The 8,937-nt window shown below is 66.6% G+C and carries 8 protein-coding genes; all 8 read left to right on the top strand.

Features of this window, described 5'->3' with window-relative positions; translation table 11 throughout:
• On the top strand, positions 1-1,172 hold a 1,172-nt coding region (locus tag PMI42_RS14030), incomplete at its 5' end, for an ATP-binding protein (RefSeq protein ID WP_008135097.1).
• Between the two features lie 161 nt (positions 1,173-1,333).
• Complete coding sequence (locus tag PMI42_RS14025) at positions 1,334-2,737, top strand: hypothetical protein (RefSeq protein ID WP_035965642.1); 1,404 nt, start codon at positions 1,334-1,336, stop codon at positions 2,735-2,737.
• Between the two features lie 100 nt (positions 2,738-2,837).
• Positions 2,838-3,107 carry a hypothetical protein gene (locus PMI42_RS14020; protein ID WP_035965641.1) on the top strand — a complete coding sequence of 90 codons (270 nt, stop codon included), beginning with the start codon at positions 2,838-2,840 and terminating at the stop codon, positions 3,105-3,107.
• A 131-nt stretch (positions 3,108-3,238) separates the two neighbouring features.
• Positions 3,239-4,354, top strand: a complete 1,116-nt coding sequence (gene ccmI, locus PMI42_RS14015) for a c-type cytochrome biogenesis protein CcmI (RefSeq protein WP_008135093.1) — start codon at positions 3,239-3,241, stop codon at positions 4,352-4,354.
• A gap of 37 nt (positions 4,355-4,391) precedes the next feature.
• Entirely contained in the window at positions 4,392-4,901 is a 510-nt protein-coding gene (gene ccmE, locus PMI42_RS14010; protein ID WP_008135092.1) for a cytochrome c maturation protein CcmE, read from the top strand.
• Complete coding sequence (locus PMI42_RS14005) at positions 4,898-6,880, top strand: heme lyase CcmF/NrfE family subunit (RefSeq protein WP_008135090.1); 1,983 nt, start codon at positions 4,898-4,900, stop codon at positions 6,878-6,880. Before ccmE ends, PMI42_RS14005 begins: the two co-directional genes overlap by 4 nt.
• A 4-nt stretch (positions 6,881-6,884) precedes the next feature.
• Positions 6,885-7,367: a cytochrome c-type biogenesis protein gene (locus PMI42_RS14000; RefSeq protein WP_008135088.1), complete on the top strand. Its 483-nt coding sequence runs from the start codon at positions 6,885-6,887 to the stop codon at positions 7,365-7,367.
• Between the two features lie 107 nt (positions 7,368-7,474).
• Positions 7,475-8,818 (top strand): methyl-accepting chemotaxis protein, encoded by a 1,344-nt coding sequence (locus PMI42_RS13995; protein ID WP_008135085.1) that lies wholly within the window; start codon positions 7,475-7,477, stop codon positions 8,816-8,818.
• Positions 8,819-8,937: the final 119 nt, after the last annotated feature.

Here is an 8,937-nt window from a genome sequence, read left to right as displayed (position 1 = left end):
CGCTCGGCGAGCCGCTGTTCGATCTGCCGCTGTCCGGCTGGTACTGGCAGATCACGCGCACCGACACCGAGAAGCCGGAGGTGCGGTCCTCGCGCTCGCTGTGGGACAAGAAGCTGCCGAAGCTGGAGGAGCAGGGCGCCGAGCTTACCGCGGCCGGCATTCGCCTCGCCTATGTCGACGGGCCCGAGGGGCAGAATTTGCGCATGGTCGAGCGTCCCGTCGATCTCGGCGCCGACGGCAAGTTTCTGGTCAGCGTCGCCGGCGACGACACCGAGATCTTCGACGAGACGCGCAGCTTCGACTACTACCTCGGCGGCACCTTCACCGCGCTCGGCATCGTGCTGCTGCTGACCACCGTGTTCCAGGTCAGGTTCGGCCTCGCGCCGCTCAAGCGCATCTCGGAATCGATCGCCGACATCCGCTCGGGGCGCGCGGAGCGGCTCGAGGGCGAATTCCCGGTCGAGATCGCGCCGCTGGCCCGCGAGACCAACGCGCTGATCGACGCCAATCGCGAGATCGTCGAACGTGCGCGCACCCATGTCGGCAATCTCGCCCATGCGATCAAGACGCCGCTCTCGGTCATCGTGAATGAGGCAGGCAGCCACGCCGCCGATCCGTTCGCGGCCAAGGTGATGGAGCAGGCCGGCGTGATGCGCGATCAGCTCGCCCACCACCTGGAGCGCGCGCGCATTGCCGCGCGGGTCTCGGTGGTCGCGACCGTGACGGAAGTCGCGCCCGCGATCGAGGCGCTGCGGCGGACCATGGAGAAGATCCACCGCGACCGCGGCATCATGGTCGAGGCGAAGGCCGATGCGTCGGCGAAATTCCGCGGCGAGCGGCAGGATCTGGAGGAGATGGTCGGCAATCTCGTCGACAATGCCTGCAAATGGGCGGCCTCAAGGGTCTTCATCGAGGTTCTGGTCGAGCCGCCGCAGCAGGCGGGCGCCGGCCCGCGGCTGCGGATCATCGTGGATGACGACGGCCGCGGCCTGTCCGAGGCCGAGCGCGCCCAGGTCTCCCGGCGCGGCCAGCGGCTCGATGAATCCAAGCCCGGCTCGGGACTGGGCCTGTCGATCGTGACGGACCTCGCCGCCCTCTATGGCGGCCGCCTCTCGCTCGGTGGCGCCCCGACCGGGGGCCTGCGGGCCGAATTGATGCTTCCGGGAATATAATCCTCTGTTCCCAAGGGGTTATTTGCCCCGCGCAGGGCCGATCCGGAGCAAAACGGAGGCATTCGCGCCAACGTCCTCAACCGCTTCTTAAGGCGCAGCCTCCTATGATCGCGCCCGGACGCATCCCACGTCCGCCATTTTACCGTGCATTACCCGGGCGCATGAGCCAGACATCGATCGAGCGGCTGAGGGAATATCTCGCACAGCTCCCGCCGCAGTCGCAGGCGCTGCTGATGCGGGAGTTCGAGCGCGCGCTCGAACGCGGCCAGGACACGGCCGTGGCAACCCTCGTGCTCGAACAGCTGCGCAAGATCGTCCGCAAGAGCGAAGCCGAAGAAGCCCCAGCGCCGCGCACCGACGACCTGTCGCGGCTGCTGTTCCAGGCGCTGGAACCATTCCTGGTCGAGGCGGGCGCCCCGATCCGGGTCGGCCAGATCCGCCGCTCCTCGCTGCAGCCGATCTGGCAGTGGCTCGGCCGCGACGGGGCCCCCGACAAGCTGAACGAATTCGAGGTGGCGCTGGCGCGCATGCCGGCGGACAGCGCAGGGCAGGTCGAAGCGCTCGCCCAGAAGCTGCAGGCGGTGGCCGCGGACGCGATCTTCACGCTGACGGGGCCGGGCGGCGGCGACAAGTCGCGCGCGCTGGCCCGCGTCGGACCGCCCAACGTGATCGAGGACCTCTATTCGGCCGGAGCGGTGCTCGGGGTTCGCGAGGCCATCGCCACGTTGAACGAGAAGCTGCCGCGCTTCCTGCGCGCCTTCGGTGAGCCCCAGATCGCCTCGGTGACCTCCGCGCTCAACATTCCCGCCCTCCAGACGCCGCAGATGCTGCCCTTCGCGCTGTCGATCGTGGTGCAGCGGATGACCGCGCCCTGGCAGATCATCCGCCTCGCCATCAAGATCGCCGCCTCCGACGACGAGATCCGCGTCGCGGCGACGCCCTATGGCGTCGCGGTCACGATCGCCCTGCACGATCTGTCCTGCGTGGCCGCGATCCTGCGCGCGGACATCAAGCGCGGCCATTTCGAGACCGTCGCCGACAACCTCAAGGCGCTGCATGACGGCGTCCGCGGCCTGCGCACCGAGCTCGACCTGCGCAACGATTCCGCCTGGGGCAAGCAGCTGACCTCGATCCGAGCCGACATCTCCAACGCGCTGCAATCCGAGATCGACAGCGTTCCCGGCCGCGTTCGCCGCATCCTGCGCCAGCGCCCGGAAAAAGACATTCCGCCGGGAGCGCGGGTCGACAGCACCGAGGTGGAGGAAACCGCCGCGCTGATCGATTTCGTCGCCACCTGCCGTAATTACGCCAGCGAGCTTGCGATCAACGAGGTGACGCTGCGCACCTATTCCGACCTCCAGCAATATGTCGAACGCTCGACCGAGCAGCTGGTGCAGTCGCTGCGCGCCGCCGATCACAAGGTCCGCACCTACCGCCAGCAGCAGGTGCAGGCCGCGATTCGCTTCTGCCAGGTGTTGTTCGGCGACGATTATGCGTCGCTGATGAGCCGCGCCGCGGAGAACGCAGCGACAGGCGAGCGCAGCAAATCGTCGCGCGCAAGCTGATCCAGGCGCATATTTTCCTGATCACAATTTGAGGTTGACGATGCCGGTGGGGAGCCCTACGCTCGCCGTGCAAGTTTTTGGAATTTCTATCTGTGGGCGCATGAAACCCGTTATCAGCTCCATCGAGATCGAGAACCGCGTCATTGTTGCCAAATATCAAAGGCTGATGGTCGGCGCGAAGGTGGTGCTGGTCGAGAAGGCAAGCGGTCGGCAACTGCCTGAGACGGTCACCAGGGTTGCGTCTCCGGTTCCGGTCGGGGCGGTGCGCATCAGATTGCCGGAGGCAATCGAGCCCGGAACATACTTCCTGAGGGCCTTCAACGGGCACGGCGAGGACGCCGCCCGGAGCGCCGACTTCGAGATCGGCTAAGCCGTTGGATTTTCACCGTTTCGGGACTGTGCGCGGTCGCGCCGAATTGACAATTGTCAATTGCCGCATCGTCCGGCCGTGGTGTAAAGCCACCTATGGGCGCGGGTGGCGCGCTGCCGGAAGCTTGCCAGATGACGCTATGGTTCGTGTTCGCGCTGATGACGGTCGCGGCGATTTTCGCCGTGCTCCTGCCGCTCGGCCGCGGCGCGCGCGCGCAGATCCAGGGCAGCGAGGTCGTTGTCTACAAGGACCAGCTCGCCGAGATCGAGCGTGATCTCGCGACCGGACTGATCGCCGCACCCGAAGCCGAGGCCGCGCGCGTCGAGATCAGCCGCCGGCTGCTCGCTGCGGCCGGCAGCGAGCCCGTTTCGGAGCCGACATCGAGCCTCAAATGGCGGCGCGCGGCGGCCGTACTGGCGCTCGTTGGGCTGCCGCTGGTTGCGATCGGCATCTACATGCCGCTCGGCTCGCCGCTGCTGCGTGACTTTCCGCTGGCGCAGCGCGAGCGCGGAGCCGGCTCCGGCATGGCGCAGTCGCTCGAAAATCTCGTCGTGCAGGTCGAGCAACATCTGGAAAAAAATCCGACCGACGGGCGCGGCTGGAACGTGCTCGCTCCGGTTCTGGAGCGGCTCGGCCGTTTCGACGATGCAGTGCGGGCCTATCGCAACTCGATCACCTACAATGGCGAGAGCGCGGAGCGCCGGTCCGATCTCGGCGAAGCGATCGCAGCCGCGGCAAGCGGCGTGGTGACGGCCGAAGCCAAGACCGAGTTCGAGCGTGCGCATACGCTGAACGCCGATGATCCCAAGGCCAACTACTTCCTCGGTCTTGCCGCCGAGCAGGACGGCCGCAAGGACGATGCCGCCAATATCTGGCGCGCGCTGCTCGTGAAGGCGCCGGCGGATGCGCCGTGGCGGCCCCTGGTGCAATCCTCGCTGGCGCGGGTCGGCGGCGGTGCCGCCACGATGCCGGCGCTGTCGGACGAGACGATCGCTGCGTCCAAGGACATGAACGAGGGTGATCGCAACGCGATGGTCCGCGGCATGGTCGAGCGCCTCGCCACGCGCCTCAAGCAAAATGGCGACGACGTCGAGGGGTGGCTGCGCCTCGTGCGCGCCTATCTGGTGATGGGCGATCGCGACAAGGCGGTGGGCGCCTCGGGCGATGCGCGTCAGGCCGTCGCGAACGATGCCGCGCGGCTGAAGCAGCTCAACGAAGGTCTCAAGACGCTCGGGCTCGACGGATGATGATGTCTGGGCGAAGCGAGCAGGGAACGGATACGCCATGACGCGCAAGCAGCGACGTATGACCATCATCGGCGGTTCGCTCGCCGTGCTCGCGCTTGCGGCCGCGCTCGTGCTCAATGCCTTGCGCGACTCCATCGTGTTCTTCTCGACCCCGACCATGGTCGCCGAGAAGCACGTCGAGCCCGGCAAGCGGTTTCGTCTCGGCGGCCTGGTGCAGCCCGGCTCGCTCCAGCGCGGCGACAATCTGGCGGTGACCTTCGAGGTCGCAGACGGCGGTGCAAAGCTGCCCGTCGCCTACAAGGGCATTTTGCCCGACCTGTTCCGCGAAGGGCAGGGCGTCGTTGCCGAGGGCGCGCTCGACGCCAACGGCGTGTTCAAGGCCGACACAGTGCTTGCCAAGCATGACGAGACCTACATGCCCAAGGATGTCGCAGACGCCCTGAAGAAGCAGGGGCACTGGAAGGACGATTACGGCGCCCAGGCTTCCGGCGGCGGCAAGCCTGGAGCAACGACGGCGCAGGGCAATCCGCAGGGAGCCGTGCGGTGATCGCAGAATCCGGACACTACGCCCTGGTGCTGGCGCTGGGCCTTGCGCTGATCCAGTCCATCGTGCCGCTGATCGGCGCGCGCCTGCGCGATGCCGCGCTGATGAACGTGGCGCGCTCGACCGCGCTGGCGCAGCTGCTGTTTGTCGGCGCATCGTTCGTCGCGCTGGTGACGTTGCACGTGAACTCGGATTTCTCCGTCGCCAACGTCTACGAGAATTCCCACTCGATGAAGCCGCTGCTCTACAAGATCACCGGCGTGTGGGGAAACCATGAAGGCTCGATGCTGCTGTGGGTGTCGATCCTGGCGCTGTTCGGCGGACTGGTCGCGGCCTTCGGCAACAATCTGCCGCTGTCGCTGCGCGCGCATGTGCTGGCGGTGCAGGCCTGGATCGCCAGCGCCTTCTATCTCTTCATCCTGATGACCTCGAACCCGTTCCTGCGCCTCGTCAATCCGCCGATCGAGGGGCGCGATCTCAATCCGGTGCTTCAGGACATTGGCCTCGCCGTGCATCCGCCGATGCTCTATCTCGGCTATGTCGGATTCTCGATCTCGTTCTCCTTCGCCATCGCCGCGCTGCTGGAGGGACGCATCGATGCTGCCTGGGCGCGCTGGGTGCGGCCGTGGACGCTGGTCGCCTGGATCTTCCTGACGCTCGGCATCGCGATGGGCTCCTACTGGGCCTATTACGAGCTCGGCTGGGGCGGCTGGTGGTTCTGGGATCCGGTCGAGAACGCTTCGCTGATGCCATGGCTCGCCGGCACCGCGCTGCTGCATTCGGCGCTGGTGATGGAGAAGCGCAACGCGCTGAAGGTCTGGACCATCCTGCTTTCAATCCTGACCTTCTCGCTGTCGCTGCTCGGCACCTTCCTGGTGCGCTCGGGTGTCATCACCTCCGTGCACGCCTTCGCCACCGACCCGACCCGCGGCGTGTTCATCCTCTTGATCCTCTGCCTGTTCATCGGCGGCAGCCTCTCGCTGTTTGCGGGCCGCGCCACCTCCCTGAAGCAGGGCGGGCTGTTCGCGCCGATCTCGCGCGAGGGGGCGCTGGTGCTGAACAATCTGCTGCTGACGGTCGCCTGCGCCGTCGTGCTGTTCGGCACGCTTTATCCGCTGGCGATGGAAGTGCTGGCCGACTTCAAGATGTCGGTCGGCGCGCCCTTCTACAATCTGACCTTCGTGCCGCTGTTCACGCTGCTGCTGCTCGCCGTCCCGTTCGGGCCGATGCTGGCGTGGAAGCGCGGCGATCTGCTTGGCGTCACCCAGCGGCTGCTCGCGGCCGGCGTTGCCGGCCTCGTTGCGGTGGCCATCGTCTGGGGCTGGGCAAGCGGAGGGAGCACGCTGGCGCCGCTTGCGATCGGGCTCGGTATCTTCGTCATCGCCGGTGCGGTGACCGACATCGTCGAGCGCACCGGCCTCGTGCGGCTGCCGTTCGCCACCGTGCTGCACCGGGCCCGCGGCCTGCCGCGCTCGGCCTGGGGCACCGCGTTCGCGCATGCTGGCCTCGGCGTCGCGCTGATCGGCATCGTCTGCGAGACCACCTGGAACAGCGAATATATCGCGACCATGAAGCAGAACGACGTCGCCCATGTCGCCGGCTATGATCTCAAGCTCGACGGCCTGTTCTCGCGCCAGGGCCCGAACTTCCGCGAGATGATCGCCGAGTTCAACGTCAGCCGCGATGGCGAGAAGCTCAGCGTCATGACGCCGTCCAAGCGCAGCTTTACCACGCGCGGCTCCTCGACGACCGAGGCCGCATTGCTGACGCGCGGCGCAAGCCAGCTTTACGTCTCGCTCGGTGACGCCACCGCCGAGGGTTCGATCGCCGTGCGCATCTATCACAAGCCGCTGGTGCTGATGATCTGGTGGGGACCGGTGCTGATGGCGTTCGGCGGCGTGCTGTCGCTGTCCGACCGCCGCTTGCGCGTCGGTGCGCCAAAACCGGCGCGGGCCAAGCAGCGCCTCCAGCCGGCGGAGTGATCTGATGCGGCGGATGACGGTTGCGATCCTCGCGCTGGTGCTGCTGGCATTGCCTGCGGCGCACGCCGTGCAGCCCGACGAGATCATGTCGGATCCGGCGAAGGAAGTACGTGCGCGCGACTTGTCGCGCGAGCTGCGCTGCATGGTCTGCCAGAACCAGTCGATCGACGATTCCGATGCGCCGCTGGCGCGCGATCTGCGGCTGCTGGTGCGCGAGCGGATAGCGGCCGGTGACAGCAATTCGCAGGTGCTCGATTTCCTGGTCGCGCGCTACGGCGAGTTCGTGCTGCTCAAGCCGCGCTTCGAGCGACAGACCATGGCGTTGTGGCTGCTTGCGCCGCTGCTGCTGCTTGGCGGGGGCCTCGCCTTGTGGCTGCAGATCCGCCGGCGCGCGCGGAGCGGTGCAGACGTACCGGCTCCGCCGCTCACGCCCGAGGAAGAGGCGCGTGTCGCAGCCTTGATGTCGGAAGAACCAAAGTCGCCCTGACCTGAGTAATGATACTTAGGCCGCTGCCAGCGCGTGTTTCATGCTCTGTTGACCTTTGTCTGGAAGCTTGGCGCAAGATTCGATTCCAGACTTTTGAGTCCTCAGCGATGTTCACGAACAGCAATCTGACGATCCGCTTCCTGGTCGGCGCCGTCGTCGCTGCATTATTGTTCCTGCTGGGCATCGGCGGCGGCACCGGCTTCGTTGCGGTGCTCTATCTCAACAACGAGATCACTGGCCTCTCGTCGGACTTTGCTGCGCTCAGCGGCCCCGCGCACGACCACGCGATGCTGATCTACCAGCAGGCGCAGACGGCATTCTCCTGGTTCCTGATCGCCTGCGGCGGGATCGCGCTCGTCGCCGTTGCGATCTGTCTCACGACCTGGTTCGCCGTGCGCAACGGCATCCTCAGTCCCCTGGCGGCGATCGTGCATGCCATGCGCGAGGTCGCCGACCAGAAGTTCGAGACGCCAGTGCCGGGGCTCGGCGGCACCAACGAGATCGGCCTGCTCGCCGGTGCGCTGGAAGTCTTCAAGACCACCGGCCTCGAGCGGCGCCGGCTCACCGAACAGCAGCTTCACGAGGCTCAGCATCAGGCCGAGCGCTCGAAATTTCTGGATGCGCGGATCAAGCGCTTCAACGATCTCGTCGCCAGCGTCGTCGACAGCGTGGCATCGTCGGCCGTGCATCTGAAGAGCAACGCCGAGACGCTGTCGCGGACGGCCAACGACACCAGCAGCAAGGCTAGCGCAGTAGCGAGTGCGGCGGGCAAGGCCAGCACCAGCGTGCAGACTGTTGCGGGCTCGGCCGAGGCGATGACGAATTCGATCGTCACCATCAGCCGCCGCGTCACCGATGCGACCCAGCGCGCCGAGGGCGCGGCGACGCAGGCCGAGAAGAGCCGCGACACCATCCATACGCTGTCCGACGCCGCCGACAAGATCGGCGAGGTCGTGCAGCTCGTGCAGGCGATCGCATCGCAGACGAACCTTTTGGCGCTCAACGCCACCATCGAGGCGGCGCGGGCGGGCGAAGCCGGCAAGGGCTTTGCCGTCGTTGCCTCCGAGGTGAAAAGCCTCGCGCACCAGACCAGCAAGGCGACCGAGGAGATCACCGCCCACGTCGCCAGCATCCAGGGCATCACCGCGGAGACGCGCGGGGCGATCGACGGCATCTCGAAGACGTTGTCGGAGATCTCCTCGATCATGTCCGGGATCGAGGTCGACACCGCCCAGCAGCGCAACGCCACGCAGGACATCACAAGCAGTGCGCAGGACGCCGCGCACGGAACGCTCGACGTCTCCAATCACATCGTCCAGATCACCTCGACCTCGGCCGAGACCGGGCGCATGGCGGCGGAGGCCCGGGATTCCGCCGTCGATCTGTCGCAGCAGGCCGAGACCCTGAAGCGGGAAGTCGACGAGTTCATCGTCAGCGTCAGGGCGAGCTGAGGGCGCCAAAAAGGCGGCTCGGCGCGCGTCGCCGGAACTCGATTAAGTTCCTGTCAGGCCACAACTTTCCGCCTGCGCTAAACCGCCGCATCCATCTTGCCCTTCATTACAAAAGTTTA

This window comes from Bradyrhizobium sp. YR681, from assembly GCF_000282615.1.
In the GTDB taxonomy this organism is placed as follows: domain Bacteria; phylum Pseudomonadota; class Alphaproteobacteria; order Rhizobiales; family Xanthobacteraceae; genus Bradyrhizobium.
The sequence above is the reverse complement of the archived record's forward strand: the minus strand, read 5'-3'. Positions and strand labels throughout refer to the sequence as shown.

What these genes read in the sequence shown, in the direction of transcription:
- PMI42_RS14025 (WP_035965642.1), top strand. Translation starts at nt 1,334, where the DNA reads ATGAGCCAGACATCGATCGAGCGGCTGAGGGAATATCTCGCACAGCTC.
- PMI42_RS14020 (WP_035965641.1), top strand. Translation starts at nt 2,838, where the DNA reads ATGAAACCCGTTATCAGCTCCATCGAGATCGAGAACCGCGTCATTGTT.
- ccmI (WP_008135093.1), top strand. Translation starts at nt 3,239, where the DNA reads ATGACGCTATGGTTCGTGTTCGCGCTGATGACGGTCGCGGCGATTTTC.
- ccmE (WP_008135092.1), top strand. Translation starts at nt 4,392, where the DNA reads ATGACGCGCAAGCAGCGACGTATGACCATCATCGGCGGTTCGCTCGCC.
- PMI42_RS14000 (WP_008135088.1), top strand. Translation starts at nt 6,885, where the DNA reads ATGCGGCGGATGACGGTTGCGATCCTCGCGCTGGTGCTGCTGGCATTG.
- PMI42_RS13995 (WP_008135085.1), top strand. Translation starts at nt 7,475, where the DNA reads ATGTTCACGAACAGCAATCTGACGATCCGCTTCCTGGTCGGCGCCGTC.